Origin of the sequence: Lentzea sp. NPDC058450 (genome assembly GCF_042721395.1) — a bacterium.
Classification (GTDB): domain Bacteria; phylum Actinomycetota; class Actinomycetes; order Mycobacteriales; family Pseudonocardiaceae; genus Lentzea.
This window is the reverse complement of sequence record NZ_JBHXLO010000008.1, coordinates 211,407-230,573: the sequence shown is the minus strand read 5'-3', so window position 1 is coordinate 230,573 and position 19,167 is coordinate 211,407. Positions and strand designations below refer to the sequence as shown.

Genomic DNA, 19,167 nt, shown 5'->3' with positions numbered 1-19,167 from the left:
GTGGCGCTGGCAGCCGATGGCGGAGCCGCGGAGGCGCCGTGCCGTTACTTGGCGCGGGTGCCCTTGGCCTTCACGAGCTCGGACTCGAACAGCTCCTCGACAGTGGTCAACCCGCCCGGCACCTTCGAGTCGACCTTGGCGATGTAGGACTGCGTGGCCGACGGCCGTCCGACGAGCGAGTAGTGCAGCGCGCCGGTCAGGCCCTGCGTGTCCAGGCCGTTGGTGTCGTGGAACGCGTCCAGCACGCCGTCGCGGGTGAGGTCGCCCTTCTGGCAGGCCTTCTCGACGACCGACAGGAACACCTTCGCGACCGTGTAGCCGTGGTCGACGTAGATCGCGGGCTTCTCGTTCGGGTAGGCCTTGTTGAACGCCGCCGCGACCTCGCGCGGGCCCTGCTGCGAGCCGGTGAACGGCGCCACCGACGTCACCACGGTCACCTGCTTCTCGACGGCCGGGCCGACCGGCGAGTCGAGGATCGCGGTGTCGAAGCCGACCACGTTGACCAGGAACGGCACGTCCCACTTGAGGGCCGCGGCCACACCGACGGCGGCGGCGGTCTGCGGCGGGGTGGTGCTCAGCACGACGGCCTTGGCTCCGGCGGCCTTCAGCGCGGCGATCTGCTGCGAGAGGTCGGCCGCGGTCTCGCTGATGGGCTGCTCGGCGATCTTCATGTTCCACTGCGTGCCGACGAACCGGCTGCCTTCGACGGCGTTGTCGCCGTAGCTGCCCTGCGCGAAGACGTGGCCGACGGTGTCGCCCTCCTTGATCACGCCACGGCGCTTGTAGTGATCAAGTCCGTTGATGACGTCGAGGTCGTACGTCGTGCCCACGATCATCATGTGCGGGTTGCCGAGCAATGACGCGGCCCACGACGCGGGAGCCGTCAGCGTGCGGGTCTGCATGATGTCGGGCTCGATGGCGGCGGTCATCGGGGTGCCCGCGAGCTCCAGCAAGCCGAGCACCTGCGGCTCCAGGTCGAAGTAGGCGTCGAGGGCCTTCTGCACGTCGTACGCGTGGTCCTTGACCTTCAGGTCGATCTTGCGGCCGCAGATGCCGCCGCGGTCGTTGACCTGCTTCAAGTACAGCTCGTAGCCCTTCATGCGGGTCAGCGCCGAGCCCTTGAACGGACCTGTCATGTCGGTCAGGACGCCGAGCGAGATCGTGTCGTCGGTAACGCCCGGCCCCGTCTTCAACTGGGGCTTGTCAGCTGTCTCGGAGCCACAGCCGGCCACGAGGACGGCGAGCGCCAAGGCGGCGGTGGGCAGTACGCGGCGGAGGGGCATGCAGAGGTCCTTGTCCAAATGATCGACACATACTAAGCGGTAGCTCAGTATTGACACGGGGGTCACATAACACCCCCTTATGTGTTACGGCTCACAGAGACGTAAGGTTCATGTGACTACCGCTCGACTACGGAGTGTGCTAGCTCTTCGGTACCGAACGAAATGAGATACGGCGTCTTCGGTCACATCTCACACCTCCGTACGGGCGCATCCGAACGCGTGAAGATCTGCAATGGTTGCTCCCACACGGGTATTGGGGAGGCGTGCGTGAACGAGGCCGACGCGATCGTCATCGGGTCAGGACCCAACGGACTGGTGGCGGCCGCGCTGCTCGCCGACGCCGGCTGGGACGTCCTCGTGCTGGAGCGGCGCGACAGCCCCGGTGGTGCCGTGACGTCGGCGGAGATGACCGCGCCGGGCTTCACCAACGACGTGTACAGCGCCTTTTACCCGTTGGGTCTCGGCTCTCCCGTGCTGGGTGCCCTGAACCTCGACGTGCGGTGGGAGCACGCTCCAGCCGTCCTAGCGCACGTGCTGCCGGATGACCGAGTCGCGTTGCTCTCCCGCGACGTCGAGGTGACGGCCAAATCCGTCGGCACCTTTGCCCACGCGGACAGCGACCGCTGGCAGACGGAGTACGCGAAGTGGCTCCAGGTGCGCGAAGGGGTACTTCACTCTCTGTTGCAACCGTTTCCACCCGTGCGCGGCGGCCTCTCGCTGCTGCGGTCGGCCGGGATCGGCGAGGCGCTGCGGCTGGCGCGGACGCTGACGATGCCGGTGCGACGGCTGGGCGAGGAGCTGTTCGACGGCGAGGGCGCCCGTGTGTTGCTGGCGGGCAACACGATGCACACGGACCTCGGCCCCGACCAGGCGGGCGGCGCGGGCTTCGGCTGGCTGCTCGCGATGCTCGGCCAGGAGGTCGGCAACCCGGTCCCGCGCGGCGGTGCTCGTGAGCTGACGGCGTCCCTGGTGCGCCGGTTCGGTGGCCGGGTCGAGACGAACGCCGAGGTGACCGACGTGCTGCACGCGCGCGGTGTGGCCGTGGGCGTGCGTCTGGCCGATGGCTCGGTCGTGCGCGCACGCCGTGCCGTCGTCGCGGATATCCCGGCCCCGTCGCTCTACCTGGACCTCCTCGGCCCCGACGCGTTGCCGGCGAAGCTCGCCGAGGACCTGCGCCGCTTCCAGTGGGACAGCGACACGATCAAGGTCGACTGGGCGCTCTCCGGCCCCATCCCGTGGACGAACCCGGAGGCCGCGCAGGCGGGCACGGTCCACCTCGGCGGGGACGTGAACGGCCTGGCGGGCGTCGCGCACGAGCTGGCCTGCGGCAAGGTGCCGCGCACGCCGTTCGTGGTGATGGGCCAGATGACGACGACCGACCCGACCCGGTCCCCCGCCGGCACCGAGGCCGCCTGGGCGTACACGCACGTGCCGCTGGGCGGGAACTGGACGCCGGACCGGCTGAAGCGCCGGGCCGACCGCCTCGAGGTGATGATCGAGGAACGCGCCCCCGGCTTCCGGTCCCGCATCCTCGGCCGGTCGGTGCTCGGCCCGGCCGAGATCGGGTCGGTCAACGGCGGCACCGGCGCCATCCACCAGCAGCTGGTGTTCCGCCCGTTGCCGGGCCTCGGGCGTGCGGACACGCCGTTCGACCGCCTGTACCTCGCGGGCTCGTCGGCCTGGCCGGGCGGTGGCGTGCACGGCGCGGCGGGCGCGAACGCGGCACGGGCGGCGCTGGCCCGGTGGGGCGCGGCCGGTGAGCTGTACAAGACCCTGGTGCAGGGCCTGCACAAAGCCCTCTACTGAGTGCGAGCGAACTTTCGGGCGCGCGACGCCCGCAGGTAGCCCATCACGAGCGCTTCGAGGTCGGGATGCGTTGTCTCCCACCCCTTCGGCACGTTTCCCCGCACCAGCGCCGTGGTCTGGCGGGAGGTGTGCGAGGCGTCGACCACGCCGTCCGCCTCCAGCTCCTGTCCGGCGGGCCCGACGACGACGTGGTGCTCGTGCAGGATCTCGTCGATCTCGCCGCACACCTGCACGCGGCCCTCGTCCAGCAGCAGCAGGTGGTCGCAGACGTCACCGAGGTCGGTGAGCAGGTGCGACGACAGCAGGACCGTCGTGCCGCGTTCGGCGACCTCGGTCATGAGGATCCGCAACGTCTCGTCGCGCGCCAACGGGTCGAGGTCGGACATCGGTTCGTCCAGCAGCAGCACCTTCGGCAGGCGCCCCAGCGCCAGTGCGATCGCGACCTGTGTGCGCGCACCGGCCGACAGCGTGCGCACCTTCGCGTCCTTGTCCACGCCCGCGAGGAGGTCGAGCACCTCGTCGGCGCGTTCGGCCGACCACCGGTCGTTCATCGCGGCGCCCGCCCGCATCAGCTCGCGGACCGTGAACTGGTCGTACAGCGGCCTTTTCTGGGTCAGCAACGACACGTCGGGGTGCATCCGGCCGCGCACCGCCGTGCCGTGCACGGTGATCTCGCCGCTCGTGGGCCGGGCGAGGCCGGCGATCAGCGACAGCAACGTGCTCTTGCCCGCGCCGTTCGGCCCGACGAGGCCCGTGACGCTGCCCTCCGGCAGCTCGAACGAGCACTCGTCGAGGGCTTTGGTGCGCCCGAAGTGCTTCGCGACGTTCTCCGCCCGCACCGGACTGGCGTTCATGCTGCCCCCACGTCCACAGTGGACATCAGTAGTGCGTGTCCCGCACGTCGGTGTAGATGGCGTCGACCTCGTCGCCGGACAGCCCCTCGCCGACCGCGCGGTCCATCCAGCTCTCCAGGTCCTGCCGCAGCGGCGCGTCCGCCTTCGCCGCGTCGGTGGCGAGCGAGGCCGTGACGAACGTGCCCATCCCCCGCCTGCCCTCCACGAGCCCCTCGTGCTCGAGCTCGCGGTAGGCCTTCAGCACGGTGTTGGGGTTGACCCTGGTGGCCTCCACCACCTCCCGTGCCGTCGGCAGCTTGTCGCCGGGTCCGAGCAGCCCCATCCGCATGGCCTGCTTGACCTGCGCGGCGATCTGGAGATAGGTGGACACCCCGGAGTGCCGATCGATGCGAAACTCGATCACGCCGCTCAGCATAGGTGCCCACCCTCCCGGCTCACGCCTGCCTGCGCACAGCCCACACCGTGCCGAGCACGAACAGCACCGCGGCCCCGGTGAAGATCGACGCCTCCAGCAGGTGCAGCGTGTTCACCTGGTCGACCGGGATGACGTCGGCGAACCGCTGCGCCAGCCCGTTCTCCCGGTAGCAGGCCTCGAAGTCCGTGACCGCCTGCGCGTCACCGCGGGCGGAGCAGTTCATCATCGGCGTCGGATCCGCGACCACCGCGCCCCTGGCGTCGAGGAACCCCGATTCCACCACCAGCGGCCCGCGCTCGACGGTCGAGCGCCCGTCGAGGTCGTCGGACAGCACCCTGGTCGGCGTGATCAGGTTCTCCCGCACACCCCCGAGCACCACCCGCACCACGACGAACAGCCCAAGCGTCACCGTCATCGCCACGAGCGTCCGCCTCGACAGCGCGCCGGCGAACATCCCGAGCGCGTAGGCGAAGAGCGTGTACGCGACCGGCGAGACGCCCTGCGCGTCGAACGTCGTGACGTAGAACGGCCCGGCCGCAAGTGGCCCGAGCTTGCCCGCCGCGTCCACCCAGCTGTGCACGGCGGCCTGGTAAGCGAGCACCACGACCAGCGCGGGCAACGCGGCGACCGCGAACTTGGTCACCATCCACCGCGTCCTGCTGACCGACTGCGTGAACGCCAGCGCGTGCGTGCCCTGCTCGTACTCCCGCGCGAACAACGGCGCGCCGACGAACACCCCGATCAGCGCGGGCGCGGCGATGACCGTGCCGTGCGCGACGTGCAGCCGGTCGAACCAGGTGTTCTGGAACTCGCTGGCCGCCTCCCCGCGACACGCGTCCAGCCCCTTGGCGACGCAGTCGAGCAGGTTGCGAGCGTTGAGGTCCGCCACCATCGCGGCTTTGAGCAACAGAATCGCGGCCACGCTGACCACCAGCCCCGCGGCGAGCGTGATGAACACGGCCCGCTGCTGCCGCCACACGACCCACGTCATGCCGCCACCTCCATCCGCATGTGCGCGAGCGCGAGCTGACTGAGCGTCCGGTGTTGCGGGTAGGCGTTGAGCAGGTCCCTGACGTCGCCTGCCAGTCGCACTTTGCCTTCTGCCAGGAGCACCAGGTGGTCGCACACGTCTTCCAGCTCCGCCAGCACGTGCGAGGAGAGGAGGACCGTGATGTTCTGTTGGCGGCACTCCTGCACGAGCGTGGTGAGAACGTCCTCGCGGGCCAGCGGGTCCAGGTCCGCCAGGGGCTCGTCGAGCATCAGGAGCTTCGGGCGTTTGCCCAGGGCCAGGGCCAGCGCCACTCGCGTTCGCTGGCCGCCGGAGAGGGTGCCCACCTTGGCTTGTGGCGGCACCTGCGCGTTGTGGATCAGGTGCTCGGCGTAGGTCTGGTCCCAGCTCGGGTTGGTTTGCTGGCCGTATTTCAGCGTCTCGGTGACGGTGAACTGCGGGTACAGGGGTTTGGCTTGGGTCAGGAACGCTACTGAGCGGTGCATGCCTCGGCCGTTCGGTGCCTCGCCGAAGACCTTGATTTGGCCTGTGGTCGGGCGTAGGAGGCCGGTGACCATGCCCATCAGGGTGCTCTTGCCGGCGCCGTTCGGGCCTACCAGCGCTACGGTTCGGCCGGGTGGGATCTGCAGTGTGCAGTCTTGCAGGGCCCAGCCTCGTGGGTACTTCTTCCCCAGGTTCTCCGCCAGGACTGGCGGGTGCTCCCTCTGCCTCATGGGTTCTACCGTAGCACCCTTTCACTAGATAACTAGTGAAAGGGTGCTAGCTGGGGTGGTATGCGTCGCCAGTGCGGTGGTCGGGTTGGGTGCAAAGACGAACTGCGGACGAGCGTGGTCGAGTCATCGCCGCTGGCGCGTCGATAGAGATTGGGGCTTGACTTCGGGGCCCTTGCGAGGCGCTGATCGGCCGGAAAAGGCCGGGCTGAAAAGCGCCCGGCCGAGCTCTCGAAGCTAGCACCTCGCACCCAAAGTCAAGCCCCAATCTCCTTGCAGCGTGGGCACGTTGGCAGCGCACGTCGCCACACCGCTTGGACCGAGCCAAGAAGGAAGGACGCCTCGCCTTCGGCATTGCGTTGGGTCTTGGCCGGGCGCTCGGCTGCGCCATCGCGATGCTTACGCTCAGACGGGCTCGCCTTCGGCATCGCGAGTCCTCAAGCCATTGGTACCCGGCAAGGTCCACCCGTCTTGGCTCACCACACCTGCCGCCGTACCTCGACCGCCGTGCCCTGCCTCACCCAGCACTGTGCCGCCTCGCCTGCCGTACCTCGCTGCCGCGCTTCGCTGACTTGCTTCGCGCCGCGCTGCCCTGCCCCGCCTCGCCTTGCCTCGCCTTGCCTCGCCTTGCCTCGCCTTGCCTCGGCCTGCCTCGCCCAGGCCCGCGTTGGCGAGGGCACCCGAGCCGGCGGCTGTCAGGACGCGATGCGGCGGGTGCGCCTCGACTCCTGCCTGCGCTGGAGGTGGTCTGCGGTGAGTTCCAGTTCGTAGGCGCGCAGGGCCTGGTAGCGCGGCGAGACGCGGAGCCCGAAGGTTCCGCTGAGGCGTTCGATCGCCGACGCCGCGCGATCGAGCCTCCTTCTCGCCGCGTCCAGGCCGCCCGCTCGCAGCATGCGCAGGCAGTTCTCGGCCTCGCAGTTGTACGAGCGGAGCATGAGCGCCGACCAGTCCTCGACGAGCCTGCGGCCGGTCACGTCCGATCCGTTGTAGGTGACCTGCCCGCCACCTTCGATCGCCGCACCGGTCTTGATCAGGGTCTTCATCTCGTCGTGGACCAGGTCCAGCTGTGCCTGGTGGTCCGCTGTGGCGTCGGTGCGGAACACGCCGGCTCGCTGGAAGGTCAGTTCGTCCTTCAGCGGCTGGAGTTCGGCGCGGGCGGTGGTGATGCGGTGCCGCAGCGCTACTAGTTCGGCACCGGCTCGGTCCACCTCTTCGAACGCACTGGTCTGCGCCGTCTGGGCTGCGCTGATCCTGGAGAGGAGTTCTTGCAGGCCTTCCACGGCCTGCTCCAGCTCAGCGATCCGGCGGTCTTTGCGCCCGAGCATGCTTACCTCCCCGATCAGCGACGAAAGGCCCATGACCGTTCCATCGCAAGGGGGAATCCGCCGTTATCTCTCGCGCTACGCACTCACACCATCGAGTGATCCCACGAAACGAACGAACCCTTCGGGGTCTTCGCTCGTGGCGGACTGCTGCAAGATCACGCTGGTCGCGCCCGCGTCGGCCACGGAAGCCACCAGGTCCGTGACGTACGCACGGTCGCGCGAGTCCGTCTCCACGTAGACGACGACGGGGTGCGTGCGGGTCGCGCTGATCGCACGGACGCGGTCGAGGTCGGCCGAGGCGTCGAGGACCGTGCCGTCGCCCACCTCGCCGGCGAGGTCCAGGGTCTTCATGCCCAGTCCGCCCACGTAGATCGGCATCGGCGCGGCGGGCGGCCAGTCCAGGGCCACGCCGGTCAGGTTCACGTACCGGCCGGAGACGGTGACGCGTTCGCCTGCCAGCAGCGCCTTCAGAGCGAGGGTGTACTCGCGCAGCAACGTCAGGGGTGATGCCACTCGCGCGCCGACCTGACCCATCCAGTCCTGCACGCCGTGCCCGACGGCCAGGGTCACGCGGCCGGGGAAGAGACGCTCCAGCGTCGCGGTCTCCATCGCGGTCAGCGCCACGTTGCGCAGCGGCACCGGCAGCAGGCCGACGCCGACGTGCAGCCGCGAGGTCCAGGCCAGCGCGGCGGACGCGCAGGCGATGCCGCTCTCCAGGAAGCAGTCCTCCCACAGCCACAGGGAGTCCACTCCGGACTCCTCTGCGGCGAGGACGACGGAACGCAGGTTCTCGGGTGGGAGCTGGGGCCGGTAGACAACGCCGAGTGTGGTCACTCCGCCAACCTACTACCGGCCCCCGACAGAACTACGGCGTCAGCACCCGCAGTTGTGGTACGTGACGTCCCAGTGGTTCGACTCCAGGTAGTAGACGTTGCCGGCGTTGGAACGCCACTTGTTGCCACCGATGGAGGTGAAGCTGCCCTTGATGTAGTTCGTGACGCAGGTGCTCAGCCGGTAGTCGACCTTGTAGCCGTTCCAGTGGGAGTAGGTGCCCGACGCGTGGCCGGTCTCCGTCCCGCCGGTGATGGTCAGCGCGCAGCCCGACGCGCTCTTGAACGTCTTCGCGCCCGCGATCGTCGTCTGGTTGATCTGCTCGAACGACGTGCAGTTGGGACGGTTGCGGTCACTGCACCCACCACTGGACGTCCAGCCGATGCCGGCAGCGCTGAGCTGCGCGGTCGCCTGGGAGTGGGTGTACTTGGCAGGGGCCGCCGACGCGACGGACGCGCCCATGATCAGAGCGGCGAACATCGCGATCACGGCTGCGATCGTGCGAACGAACATGTGCTCTCTCCTTCAAGCCCAAAGCAAGGTGCCGCGAAAGCTAGGAAGGAGCGGTAAAGGAAGGCCTAAATCGGTCTTTGGCCGATCTTTGGCGCCTCCGTGGACAGTTCCGGTCGTCACCAACGATCGGAGCAACACCATGCGCATTCGCCACGCCGTGGCGGCGACCGCCATCTCGCTGGGGCTGCTGGGCGGCATGAGCGGCATCGCCCAGGCCGCGCCGGAGGGACCGTCCGAGCAGGCGACCGCCGCGACGCAGGTCGAGGCGGCGGCCGGGTACGGCGGTTCGATCAGCCGCACCGAGGTCATCAAGCGCGCCAAGGACTGGTGGGACCGCAAGGTCCCGTACAGCCAGTCGGCCTACGCCTGGGACATCAACAAGGGCAAGAAGTACCGCACCGACTGCTCGGGCTTCGTGTCCATGACGTGGAAGCTCACGTCGAGCCTCAACACGTCCACTTTGGACAGCGTCGCCACCAAGATCTCGTGGGCGAACCTCAAGCCGGGCGACATGATCCTGCGCAACGGCCACGTGAAGCTGTTCGAGAAGTGGGCCAACTCGGCCAAGACCTCCGCGTGGATCTACGAGGAGGGCAGCACCGCCACGGACATGGACCACGAGACCGTGACGATCTCGTCGCTGAAGAGCGGCGGCTACGCCCCGTGGAAGTACAAGAAGATCACGGGCTGACAGACGCGAGGCCCCACTGAGCCGGCCACTGGTGCACCTCTCCCATCTCCCTGGTGCCCAGGCGCGTGAACAGGCCGGCGGCCTCGTCCCAGGAGCGGTCCGCGCCTTCCCAGTCCCCCAGACGGGCGTGGACCGCTCCGAGGTCGCGCAACGTCCTGGCCCGCCACAGCGGCAGGCTCAGGTCGTTCCACACCGGCAGCAGATCCGTCAGCACCACCCGTGCTCCCGCGTGGTCGCCCGCCGCGAGCCGCCACTCCCCCAGCGTGCGGCGGACCAGCGCCTCGCCGAACCGGTCCCCGACGTCGCGGCACCCGTCCAGCGCCTGCCCGATCAGCGCCTCGGCCGGGTCGAGGAAACCCCTGCGCAGCAACACCTTCGCCAACGCCTGCGCGGTGTAGCAGCCGAGCAGTTCGTCTCCGGTGCCCGCGACCATCTCGTGCGCGCGCCGGATGTGCTCCTCGGCGAGGTCCAGCTCGCCGCGCGCCCGGTGCACGAGCCCGATCCCCCGTGCCGCCAGCGCCTCACCGCGCCGGCTGCGGGCCTGCCGGTAGACAGAGGCGGCCTGTTCCAGCGTCTCGAACGCCCCCGCGTCGTCGGCCAGTTCCCTTTTGATGGAGCCGATTCCGTACAGCGCGTGCGCCTCGCCTTCGAGGTCGTGCGACGCGAGCAGCTCACGCGCCCGGTCCAATGCCTCCAGCGCGCACGGGTACTGACCCAGGTCGCGGCACACCATGCCGATGCCGTTCATCGCGACGGCCTCGCCCCGCTGGTCGCCCAGGTTCACGAACAACGTCTGCGCGGTGTCGAACCACGACCGCGCCTCGACCAGGTTGTCCCGCTTGTAGTGCATCTGCCCGAGGCTGCACCGCAGCACCGCCTCCAGCCGCAGGTCGCCGGTCCGCCACGCCGCCTCCAACGCGGCCGTGTGCGTCCTCTCCCAGGCCTCGTAACGGTTCCTGAGCCCGAACCAGGCGAACACCAGCACCTCGGCGAGCTGCGAGGCGATCTCCACCAGGCCGAGCTCCGCCGCCCGTTCCACGAGCCGCACGAGCAACGGTTCCTCGCGCGCGAACCACGCGTCCTTGTCGGCGGGCCGCGCGACCGGGGCGAGCACGCCCAGCGAGTCCTGCATCCGCGGCACGGCGAGGAACAGCTGCTCGGTCAGGCCGTCCACAGTGGACAAAGCGGCGACGACGGCCCGCCGGACCACGTCCTCCCTGTCGTTCTTGGCGTCCTCGGCCTCGGCCAGCTCACGGGCGTGCAGCCGCACCAGCTCGTGCATCCGGTACCGCGCGCTGCCGATGACGTCGAGCAGCCGTGCGTCGACGAGCTGGTCGAGCACGTCCTCGTCGAGCAGGTGCACCCACAGGAAGCTCGGCACCTCGGGCAGCCCGAGGAACCCGAAGATCCGGTACGCGCGGCGGGCGTTCGCGTCGAGCGCCCGGTAGGTGAGCTCCAGGCCGGCCCTGACCGCCAGGTCGTCCGCGACCAGCTCGTCGAGCCGGGACCGTTCGTCGGACAGCCGCCTGACCAGCTTCGACACCGGCCAGTGCGCGCGTCCGGCGAGCCGGGCGCCGGTGATCCGCACGGCGAGCGGCAGGTACCCGCACAGCCGCGCGACCTCTTCTGCCTGGTCCGGCTCCGCGGCGACCCGGTCGTCTCCGAGGATCCGCCGCAGCAACGTCACCGCCTCGTCGCTGCTCAGCACGTCGAGCGGGATCCGGCGGACGCCTTCGAGCCCGCACAGCCTGCTGCGGCTCGTGATCAGCGTCAGACAGCCCGGACTGCCCGGCAGCAACGGCCTGACCTGCGAGACGCTCGTGACGCCGTCCAGCACGATCACGACCCGCCGCCCGCTGACCGTGGCCCGCCACAGCGCCGCGCGTTCCTCGGCGGACTCCGGAATCCGTTCGCTCGGCACGTCCATGGCCCGCAGCAACGCGTCGAGCGCGCCGGACGGCGAGTGCAGGTCCACGAACAGCTGCCCGTCCGGGTACCGGTCGGCGAGCCGATGGGCCGCGTGCACGGCCAACGCCGACTTGCCGACGCCCGCGGGTCCCTCGATCCACCACACGCCGCCGTCGCTGTCGAGCAGCCGCGACAGCTCCCGGTCGCGCCCGGTGAAGTCGCCCGCGTCGCGCGGCAGGTAGTTGCGGCGGCTGTCCCGCGAGCCCTCCAGCACGTCCCGGTAGAGCTGCTGCAACTGCTCGCCGGGCTCGACCCCCAGCTCGTCCACGAGCACCTTGCGCGTCTCGCGGAACACCCGCATGGCGTCGGCCCGCCTGCCCGCCCGCGCCAACGCGGTCATGAGCTGCCCGCGCAGCCGTTCGGCCAGCGGGTACTCGGCGACGAACGCCCCGAGCCGGTCGACCAGCTCGGCGTGCCGGCCCAGCGCCAGCTCGGCGTCGACCCACGCCTCGGCGGCCGCGAGCCGTTGCACGTCGAGGGTCTGCGCGAACACCACCGGAGCGCCGCGCCACAGCTGCAACGCCTGGTCGAGGCACTCGGCCTTGACCTTCAGCTCGGCCTCTTCACCCGCTCGCGCGACGAGCCGCCGGAACGCGTGCAGGTCGACGGACTCGGGGTCGGCGTTCAGCACGTACCCCGCCGCCCGGTGCTCGACCGGCAGCCCGGTCCGGCGCAGGCTGGAGATGTGCACCTGCAGCGACTTGCGCGCCTGCGGCGGCGGTTCCTCGCCCCAGATGAGGTCGATGAGGCGTTCGACGGGCACGATCTTCCCGCATTCGACCGCCAGGACGGCTAAGATCTGCGCGGGCTTCGGCGGCACCGTCGGTTCCACCGGCCCGAGAATCCTGATCTCCACTGCGCCCCCACCAGTGTTGAAGATTCACCAAGTTCTGCACGGCATTGCCAAATTCTGACGCAGCCCGGCATTCCGGGGTTCCACTTCCAGGTGAATGCACTCGAACGGACGCAGATGTGGATGCAACCAGACCAGGCCCCACTCCGTCCAGCCCACTTTCAGTGGGCATGAATGTGAACACTTGTTCTGTTTCTAGAGACTCCTTTTGAGACGCCCGAACTCCTCCGCGAGCGCCGGCAACTGCCAGTGAGCGTTCAGCCCGCTCGGATTCGGCAGGATCCACACGCGCACGCCGCCCACGGTGTCCTGCTGGGCCCCGACCTGCGCCTTCTTCCGGCCGAACGCGGCCCGGTACACGGTCACGCCGAGTACCGCGAGAACCTTCGGTGAATACCGCTCGACCTTTTCGGTCAGCTCGGCCGCGCCTTGCCGCATTTCGTCAATTGTTAATTCGGCGGCCTGGGCGCTGGGCCGCGCGACGACGTTCGTGATGCCGAGCCCGAGATCGAGCAGCTTCTCCTGCTCGGCGGGCGCGAACTGGTGCGGCGTGAACCCGGACAAATGCAGCGCGGGCCAGAACCGGTTTCCGGGCCGCGCGAAGTGGTGCCCGGTCGCCTCCGACACGAGCCCCGGGTTGATCCCGCAGAACAACACGTCGAGCCCGGGCTTGATCACATCGGCAATCACGTCGCCAAGCCTACGAGGCGCGACATAACCTGCCCGCCATGGCCGATCTGACGATGACCTGGTCCGTGCGCGACGGGTGGGCGGACGTGCGGCTGGCCGACCGCGCGGCGCAGGTGGTGGTCGTCGCCTCGTACGTGACCGCCGCTCCCGAGGACCTCCTGACCGCCGTGACCCGCCTGCTGCGCGGCGACGCCGAGACCCGTGCCGAGTTCGAGGCCGAGCCCACCGTCTACCGCTGGCACTTCCGGCGCGACGGTGGCGCGGTCGACCTGCGGATCACCGAACACCCCGGCCACCGGCGTCCCGGTGCCGAGATCTGGTCGACCCGGCAGCCGCTCGGCACGCTCGCCCGCACCGCCGTCCGCGCCTTCGACGCGCTGGCCCCGGCCGAGTACGAACGGGACTGGCGGCGCCCGTTCCCCCGCCACGAACTCGAAGGCCTGCGCACCGCGTGGCGCGAGCACCAGGCGGCCACGCTGTGAAGCCGATCCTCTTCCTCGACGTCGACGGCCCGCTGCTGCCGTTCGGCGACGGCGTCCCCGGCGACCCCGGCCTCCCCCGCCTCGACCCCGCGCACGGCCCGTGGCTCGCCGCCCTGCCGTGCGAGCTGATCTGGGCCACGACCTGGATGGACGACGCCAACACCCACATCGCGCCCCTGCTGGGCCTCCCGCCGCTCCCGGTTGCGAACTGGCCCGACGACGAGCCGCCTCAAGGCCTGCACTGGAAGACCCGCGGCCTGACAGCGATCGCCGGCACCCGGCCGTTCGCCTGGGTGGACGACGAGATCCGCGACGAGGACCGCGCCTGGGTCGCCGAACACCACGGCGACGCGCTGCTGCACCGGGTGGACCCGCGGCACGGCCTGACCGACGCGGACTACCTCACGCTCGACGCCTGGCTGCGCGCCCGCTAGGCGTCAGCCGGAACGCGCGGGCGGGGCGTCCACATCGTGTAGCCGGCGCGGCGGGCGTCCTCGGGCGAGTGGAAGAACGCGTCGCCCTTCATGCGCTTGTAGTACGGCGAGTCGGGCGTGTGGAACATCATCGTGCGCGAGTTCGCCTTGATCGAGGGCACCGGGGCCGCGGGCTCCTCCATGATCGACAGGGGCTGCACATCGGCCGGGGCGGTGTCGCGCGTGCGCATCGTCAGCCAGGTCAGCAGGACGCCGGCGAGGAACGCGCCCGCGCACAGCAGGAACATCTGGAAGAAGAACCCGAACACCGAACAGCTCCCTAGCCCGTAGTCGTGAAGTCCTCGTCGACGCGCAGGCCGGGGGCGGCCGAGCGCAGCGCGTCGCTGAGCGAGCCCGCGCGCTCCGGGTCCTCGACGCGTGCCGACGCGGTCAGGTGTCCTTCGTGGACGACACCGGTGAACTCGGTGACGCCGTGGTCGAGCACGGCCCGCAGCACCGAAGTGACCACCCCGGGCGCAACGGGCAGGCGGTCCCCGAGCGTCATCACGTCGGTGACGCGGTGGTCCGTCAGGGCGCGCACGGCGTCCACGACCTGCTGGCGTTCCTCGGCGGACGCGGCGGTGCCCGCCAGCACGACCTCGACCTGTCGCACCGCGATCACCAGCTGACCGGGCGCCACGACCGGAGCGGGATGGGCGGCGAGACCCACCGAAGCGAGCAGGGCAGGCACGACGAATGCGCCGACGGCAACGCGTTGCGGCAACTGCACGCGCTTGGACTATCTCATCCGGCTGATCGACTTCCACCGACCGAGCGGGAACCAGCAGGACACCCCACCGGAATTCACTCTTTAGTGGAAACCACCACGGGTTCGCCGCCGGACACCAGCCGCCAGTCCGAGCCGGTGAACTCGGCGGGGTCGAGCGAGCCGGCCGCCTTGACCCAGTCGATCAGCAGCTGCCGGATCTCCTGCTGCTGGTTGTGCAGCACGGGCGCCGCCGCGACGTGCGGGAAGTCGCCGCCGCCCGCCTGCCGGTAGTTGTTCACGGCCACCGCGAACTCGGCCGAGTCGCCCACCGGCCGTCCGTCGTAGGCGAGCGAGCGGATCCGCGACCCGACCGGTGCGGAGATGTCGATGTCGTAGGTCAGCGGCGCCGCGAGCCCGTAGGCGATGTCGAAGTTGTAGTCCGGCACGTCGTTCGACACCTCGGCCGCCGTGAACGGCCCCGGCCCCGACACCTGGGCGAAGTAGCGCGCCGACTCCTCCAGGAAGTCGCGCACCTGCGCGCCCGTCATCCGCACGCCCACCAGCGTGTTGTCGAAGATGTAGAGCCCGGCCACGTCCCGGATGGACACGTCCCCGGCCGGGATCGCCGCCGCGCGGTTGAAGGGCGCGCACAACGACAGCACCGGCAGCGAGGTGGCCTTCGCGACCTCCAGCGCCTGCACGTGGTTGATGAACCGCAACGCGGGCGTGTCCTCGAACCGCGACCGCGCCGCCGACATCGCCGACGCGCAGGTCCCGATGTTCCCGTTCACGTAGGACACGACCTTCTCGTGGTCGTGCCGCAGCAACCGCACGATCCGCGGGTCCTCCTGGACCGAGGCCGACGACAGCACCGAGGACCGCGAGCCGACCAGTTCCCAGTGCCCGTCGTGCGCCAGGTCGAACTCCATCACCGACAACCGCTTGCCCCAGTACAGCGGCTCGGTCAGCAGCACTGGCCGCCCGGTCACCTTGTTCGTCACGATCCGCTGCGGGATCTCCACGTGAGCGTGGCCCACCAGGATCGCGTCGATCCCCGGCACCGTCTCGGCGAGCAGCTCCGAGCAGTTCTCCGGGAACGGCACCTGGTCGCCGAGCGACGACGACAGGTCGGCGCCGGAGTGCGCCACCACGATCACCAGGTCGGACTTGTGCCGCAGCTCCGGAACCCAGTGCAGCGCCTGCTCCACGAGGCCGGGGAACGTCAGCACGCCGTCCACGTGAGCGCGGTCCCACACGGCGATCCCGGGGTTCGTGAGCCCCAGGATCCCGACCTTCAACGGCTGCCCGCCGGTGCGCCACACCGTCTTCACCACGTACGGCGGGAACGCGGGCAGTCCGGTCGCGACGTCCAGCGCGTTCGCCGCCAGCAACGGGAAGTCGAGCTGCCGTTCGAACGTCCGCAGCACCTGCAACCCGTAGTTGAACTCGTGATTTCCCAGTGCGGCGGCGTTGTAGCCGATGGCGTTCATCGCCGCCGCCATCGGATGCACGTGCGCACCACGCGTGATCGGTTCGACCTTCGCGTAGTAGTAGGCGAGCGGTGTGCCCTGGATGGTGTCACCGGCGTCGAGCAGCAACGTCCGATGGCGGCCCACCGCCGACCTCACGTCGTTCACCAGGGTCGAGATCTTCGCGAGCCCGACGTCGTTGTGCGCGAAGTCGTCGAACTCGCGGTTGAGGTAGTAGTCCCAGTTGAACAGGTTGCCGTGCAGGTCTGTCGAACCCATCACCGTCAGTGTGAACGTCCGCACGCTCACCTCCGGTTGTGGTCGGGCTGATCACCCGACCATAACCGCTCACACTTGACCCCAAATCACCTCGTGGGAGGGGTCTGTCCCTGCCGTTGCCCGCGCTGACCAGGTTCGACGACGCTGGTGGCCACGGACTTGCCGTCTTCTGTGGTGGCGATCACCGTGACGGTGTCCCCCTTCTCGACACCTTCGGCCACAGTGTCGGCGTCGATCACGTATGTCTTGGTGTAGCCGTCGGTCGACTTCACCTCCACGGAGGAGTCGCTGATCGCGGTCACCTCACCGGTCTGGAACTCGCCGTGCGTGGCGGTGCCGAAGCCGAGGCCGCCGCGCATGCCGCCGCCCGCGCCGTCCGGCGGGGTTCCGCCCATGCCTCCGGGTCCGCCGAAGCCCATCGAGTCGGCCTGCTGGTTCGTGCCGCTCGCGGCGTAGATCGCGACGCCTCCGGCACCGGCGATCGCGACGGCGATGGCCACGGCCGCCACGGTCTTCTTCGCGGTCCACGCGGGGCGAGCCTGCTGCTGTGCGGGCTGGGGTGCGCCCCACTCCGGGGGCTGTTGTTCGGTCATGACGGCAACCGTGGCGGCCGCGCCTGTGCCGGACCTGTGTGCGCCGTAGGCCTGAGCTGTGGGGATCGCTCACAGCTGGTACACAGGATCCGCGTTCACGATGGGAGCCATGCGCGCGATGAAGACCGAACTCCGCAGGCCGGACGGCACACCGGTCCGGGTGCTCGTCGTCGACGACGAGTCCACCCTGGCCGAGCTGATGTCGATGGCGTTGCGCATGGAGAAGTGGGACGTGCGCACGGCGCTCGACGGGACCACGGCTGTGAAGACCGCCCGGGAGTTCCGCCCGGACGTGGTGGTGCTCGACGTGATGCTGCCCGACTTCGACGGCTTCGAGGTGCTGCGCAAGATGCGCGCGGAGGCCCCGATCCTGCCGGTGCTGTTCCTGACGGCGAAGGACGCCGTGGAGGACCGCATCGCCGGTCTCACCGCGGGGGGCGACGACTACGTCACCAAGCCGTTCTCGCTGGAGGAGGTCGTGCTGCGGTTGCGCGCACTGCTGCGGCGCACCGGCGTGACCGACGCGGACGCCGGCACCCGGCTGATCGTCGGCGACCTGTCGCTGAACGAGGAGACCCGCGAGGTCGAACGCGCCGGCACCGCGATCGACCTGACCGCGACCGAGTTCGAGCTGCTGCGCTACCTCATGCGCAACCCGAAGCGCGTGCTGAGCAAGGCCCAGATCCTGGACCGGGTGTGGAGCTACGACTTCGGCGGCCAGGCCAACATCGTCGAGCTCTACATCTCGTACCTGCGCAAGAAGATCGACGCCGGGCGCACCCCGATGATCCACACGATGCGAGGCGCCGGATATGTCCTCAAGCCTGCGACCTAGAACTCTGCGGGCTCAGCTCGTCTCCGGCCAGATCGTCCTGCTCACGGCATTGAGCCTGGTGATCGGCGGGGTCGCGGTGCTCGCGCTGCACGCGTTCCTCATGAACAACCTGGACCGCGAGGTCACGACGCTGCGGCCCGGTCCGCCCGGCCAGCAGTACGGCCCTCCCGGCATCAACGCGCGGATCTTCCCCGACGGCAGCATCGGCGGCACGATCGAGCTCCCCGGCTGGCAGGCACCGCGCATGCTCACCGACGACGAGATCAAGGTGCTGGCGGCGACGCCCTCGGGTGTGCACACGGTGAACCTGGGCGAGGCCGGAGAGTTCCGCGTGGCGACCGATCAGCGCGGGATCAAGGGACTGTCGCTGACAACGGTCACGGACATCGTGTGGCAGATGGTGTGGATCCTCGCGGCGCTCATCCTCGCGGGAGCCGCGGTGGTCGCGCTGGCGGGCAGGGTGATCGTGCGGCGCGCGCTCGTGCCGTTGGACCGCGTCGCCGAGACCGCCACCCGCGTCTCCGAGCTCCCGCTGCACGAGGGCGAGGTCGCGCTCGCCGAGCGCGTGCCGGAGGAGGACACCGATCCCGCGACCGAGGTCGGCAAGGTGGGCCTGGCGCTGAACAAGATGCTCGGCCACGTCGACGAGGCGCTGAAAGCCAGGCACGACAGCGAGACGCGGGTCCGGCAGTTCGTCGCCGACGCGTCGCACGAGCTGCGTACGCCCCTGGCCGCCATCCGCGGGTACGCCGAGCTGACCCGCCGCACCGGCGAGGACCTGCCGCCCGCCGTCACCCACGCGATGGGCCGGGTGGAGTCCGAGGCGGTGCGGATGACGTCGCTGGTCGAGGACCTGCTGCTGCTCGCTCGCCTCGACGCCGGGCGGCCGTTGGAGAGCGAGGACGTGGACCTCTCCAGGCTGGTGCTCGACGTCGTCGGGGACGCCCGGATCGCGGGCCCCGACCACAGCTGGAGGATCGCGCTGCCGGACGAGCCCGTGACGGTTCCCGGTGACGTGCAACGGCTGCACCAGGTCATCGGCAACCTGCTGTCCAACGCCCGCGCGCACACCCCGCCGGGCACCACCGTGACCACCGGCCTGTCCGTCCACAACGGACGCGTCGACCTGAGCGTGACCGACGACGGCCCCGGCATCCCGGCCGGGCTGGAGGTCTTCGAACGGTTCGCGCGCGGCGACTCCTCGCGGTCGCGGGCGGCGGGCAGCACCGGGCTGGGGCTGTCGATCGTGGCCGCCGTGGTCGGCGCGCACGACGGCGAGGTGTCCGTCGCGAGCCGTCCGGGCGCCACCACGTTCACGGTCTCCCTGCACACAGCTCGTTCACAGCGGGAGCACACGACCGACCCAGCGTAGGCCGCGA

The 19,167-nt window shown here is 69.9% G+C and carries 19 protein-coding genes and 1 pseudogene; 6 read left to right on the top strand and 14 right to left on the bottom strand.

Annotated elements, in window-relative coordinates; genetic code table 11:
* Positions 1–44: 44 nt before the first annotated feature.
* The gene (locus ACFWNN_RS15850) at positions 45–1,283 is read right to left on the bottom strand and encodes an ABC transporter substrate-binding protein (RefSeq protein ID WP_382440617.1); all 1,239 of its coding nucleotides are present in this window, start codon (positions 1,281–1,283) and stop codon (positions 45–47) included.
* A gap of 267 nt (positions 1,284–1,550) precedes the next feature.
* On the opposite strand from ACFWNN_RS15850, the gene ACFWNN_RS15845 reads away from it, so the two are divergent.
* Positions 1,551–3,089, top strand: a complete 1,539-nt coding sequence (locus ACFWNN_RS15845) for a phytoene desaturase family protein (RefSeq protein ID WP_382440616.1) — start codon at positions 1,551–1,553, stop codon at positions 3,087–3,089.
* On the opposite strand, the gene ACFWNN_RS15840 is transcribed toward ACFWNN_RS15845, so the two are convergent.
* The 7 genes and pseudogenes from ACFWNN_RS15840 to ACFWNN_RS15810 form a co-directional block, all read right to left on the bottom strand.
* Positions 3,083–3,943, bottom strand: coding sequence for an ABC transporter ATP-binding protein (locus ACFWNN_RS15840; RefSeq protein ID WP_382440615.1), 861 nt, complete (start codon positions 3,941–3,943; stop codon positions 3,083–3,085). The two genes, ACFWNN_RS15845 and ACFWNN_RS15840, sit on opposite strands and share 7 nt — an antisense overlap.
* A 25-nt stretch (positions 3,944–3,968) precedes the next feature.
* Positions 3,969–4,346 (bottom strand): GntR family transcriptional regulator, encoded by a 378-nt coding sequence (locus ACFWNN_RS15835; RefSeq protein WP_382440614.1) that lies wholly within the window; start codon positions 4,344–4,346, stop codon positions 3,969–3,971.
* A gap of 31 nt (positions 4,347–4,377) precedes the next feature.
* Positions 4,378–5,349, bottom strand: coding sequence for an ABC transporter permease (locus ACFWNN_RS15830; protein ID WP_382440613.1), 972 nt, complete (start codon positions 5,347–5,349; stop codon positions 4,378–4,380).
* A 224-nt stretch (positions 5,350–5,573) separates the two neighbouring features.
* Positions 5,574–6,080: pseudogene (locus ACFWNN_RS15825) on the bottom strand (ATP-binding cassette domain-containing protein); the annotation flags it as partial.
* 692 nt (positions 6,081–6,772) lie between these two features.
* Positions 6,773–7,402, bottom strand: a complete 630-nt coding sequence (locus ACFWNN_RS15820; protein WP_382440612.1) for a DUF4041 domain-containing protein — start codon at positions 7,400–7,402, stop codon at positions 6,773–6,775.
* A gap of 75 nt (positions 7,403–7,477) precedes the next feature.
* Positions 7,478–8,236 (bottom strand): LLM class flavin-dependent oxidoreductase, encoded by a 759-nt coding sequence (locus tag ACFWNN_RS15815; RefSeq protein WP_382440611.1) that lies wholly within the window; start codon positions 8,234–8,236, stop codon positions 7,478–7,480.
* A 39-nt stretch (positions 8,237–8,275) separates the two neighbouring features.
* Entirely contained in the window at positions 8,276–8,746 is a 471-nt protein-coding gene (locus tag ACFWNN_RS15810) for a hypothetical protein (RefSeq protein WP_382440610.1), read from the bottom strand.
* 139 nt (positions 8,747–8,885) lie between these two features.
* On the opposite strand from ACFWNN_RS15810, the gene ACFWNN_RS15805 reads away from it, so the two are divergent.
* Positions 8,886–9,437 carry a hypothetical protein gene (locus tag ACFWNN_RS15805; protein WP_382440609.1) on the top strand — a complete coding sequence of 184 codons (552 nt, stop codon included), beginning with the start codon at positions 8,886–8,888 and terminating at the stop codon, positions 9,435–9,437.
* Here ACFWNN_RS15805 and ACFWNN_RS15800 read toward each other — a convergent pair.
* Positions 9,427–12,261 carry a BTAD domain-containing putative transcriptional regulator gene (locus ACFWNN_RS15800; RefSeq protein ID WP_382440608.1) on the bottom strand — a complete coding sequence of 945 codons (2,835 nt, stop codon included), beginning with the start codon at positions 12,259–12,261 and terminating at the stop codon, positions 9,427–9,429. The genes ACFWNN_RS15805 and ACFWNN_RS15800 overlap by 11 nt on opposite strands.
* Positions 12,262–12,453: 192 nt before the next feature.
* The gene (mug, locus tag ACFWNN_RS15795) at positions 12,454–12,948 is read right to left on the bottom strand and encodes a G/U mismatch-specific DNA glycosylase (protein ID WP_382440607.1); all 495 of its coding nucleotides are present in this window, start codon (positions 12,946–12,948) and stop codon (positions 12,454–12,456) included.
* Between the two features lie 38 nt (positions 12,949–12,986).
* On the opposite strand from mug, the gene ACFWNN_RS15790 reads away from it, so the two are divergent.
* Together ACFWNN_RS15790 and ACFWNN_RS15785 are read left to right on the top strand one after the other, a co-directional pair.
* Positions 12,987–13,430, top strand: coding sequence for a hypothetical protein (locus tag ACFWNN_RS15790; protein ID WP_382440606.1), 444 nt, complete (start codon positions 12,987–12,989; stop codon positions 13,428–13,430).
* Positions 13,427–13,864, top strand: coding sequence for a hypothetical protein (locus ACFWNN_RS15785; protein ID WP_382440605.1), 438 nt, complete (start codon positions 13,427–13,429; stop codon positions 13,862–13,864). The genes ACFWNN_RS15790 and ACFWNN_RS15785 overlap by 4 nt, the downstream gene beginning before the upstream one ends.
* On the opposite strand, the gene ACFWNN_RS15780 is transcribed toward ACFWNN_RS15785, so the two are convergent.
* The 4 genes from ACFWNN_RS15780 to ACFWNN_RS15765 all read right to left on the bottom strand — a co-directional run bounded on the left by ACFWNN_RS15780 (position 13,861) and on the right by ACFWNN_RS15765 (position 16,953).
* Positions 13,861–14,172: a hypothetical protein gene (locus ACFWNN_RS15780; RefSeq protein WP_382440604.1), complete on the bottom strand. Its 312-nt coding sequence runs from the start codon at positions 14,170–14,172 to the stop codon at positions 13,861–13,863. The two genes, ACFWNN_RS15785 and ACFWNN_RS15780, sit on opposite strands and share 4 nt — an antisense overlap.
* 11 nt (positions 14,173–14,183) lie before the next feature.
* On the bottom strand, positions 14,184–14,633 hold the full coding sequence (locus ACFWNN_RS15775; protein WP_382440603.1) for a hypothetical protein: 450 nt from the start codon (positions 14,631–14,633) through the stop codon (positions 14,184–14,186).
* A 74-nt stretch (positions 14,634–14,707) separates the two neighbouring features.
* Positions 14,708–16,360, bottom strand: coding sequence for a bifunctional metallophosphatase/5'-nucleotidase (locus tag ACFWNN_RS15770; protein ID WP_382440602.1), 1,653 nt, complete (start codon positions 16,358–16,360; stop codon positions 14,708–14,710).
* Positions 16,361–16,446: 86 nt separating this feature from the next.
* The gene (locus tag ACFWNN_RS15765; RefSeq protein ID WP_382440601.1) at positions 16,447–16,953 is read right to left on the bottom strand and encodes a hypothetical protein; all 507 of its coding nucleotides are present in this window, start codon (positions 16,951–16,953) and stop codon (positions 16,447–16,449) included.
* A 109-nt stretch (positions 16,954–17,062) separates the two neighbouring features.
* On the opposite strand from ACFWNN_RS15765, the gene ACFWNN_RS15760 reads away from it, so the two are divergent.
* Positions 17,063–17,788, top strand: coding sequence for a response regulator transcription factor (locus tag ACFWNN_RS15760; protein ID WP_382440600.1), 726 nt, complete (start codon positions 17,063–17,065; stop codon positions 17,786–17,788).
* Entirely contained in the window at positions 17,766–19,160 is a 1,395-nt protein-coding gene (locus tag ACFWNN_RS15755; protein ID WP_382440599.1) for a sensor histidine kinase, read from the top strand. The genes ACFWNN_RS15760 and ACFWNN_RS15755 overlap by 23 nt, the downstream gene beginning before the upstream one ends.
* Positions 19,161–19,167 lie beyond the last annotated feature (7 nt).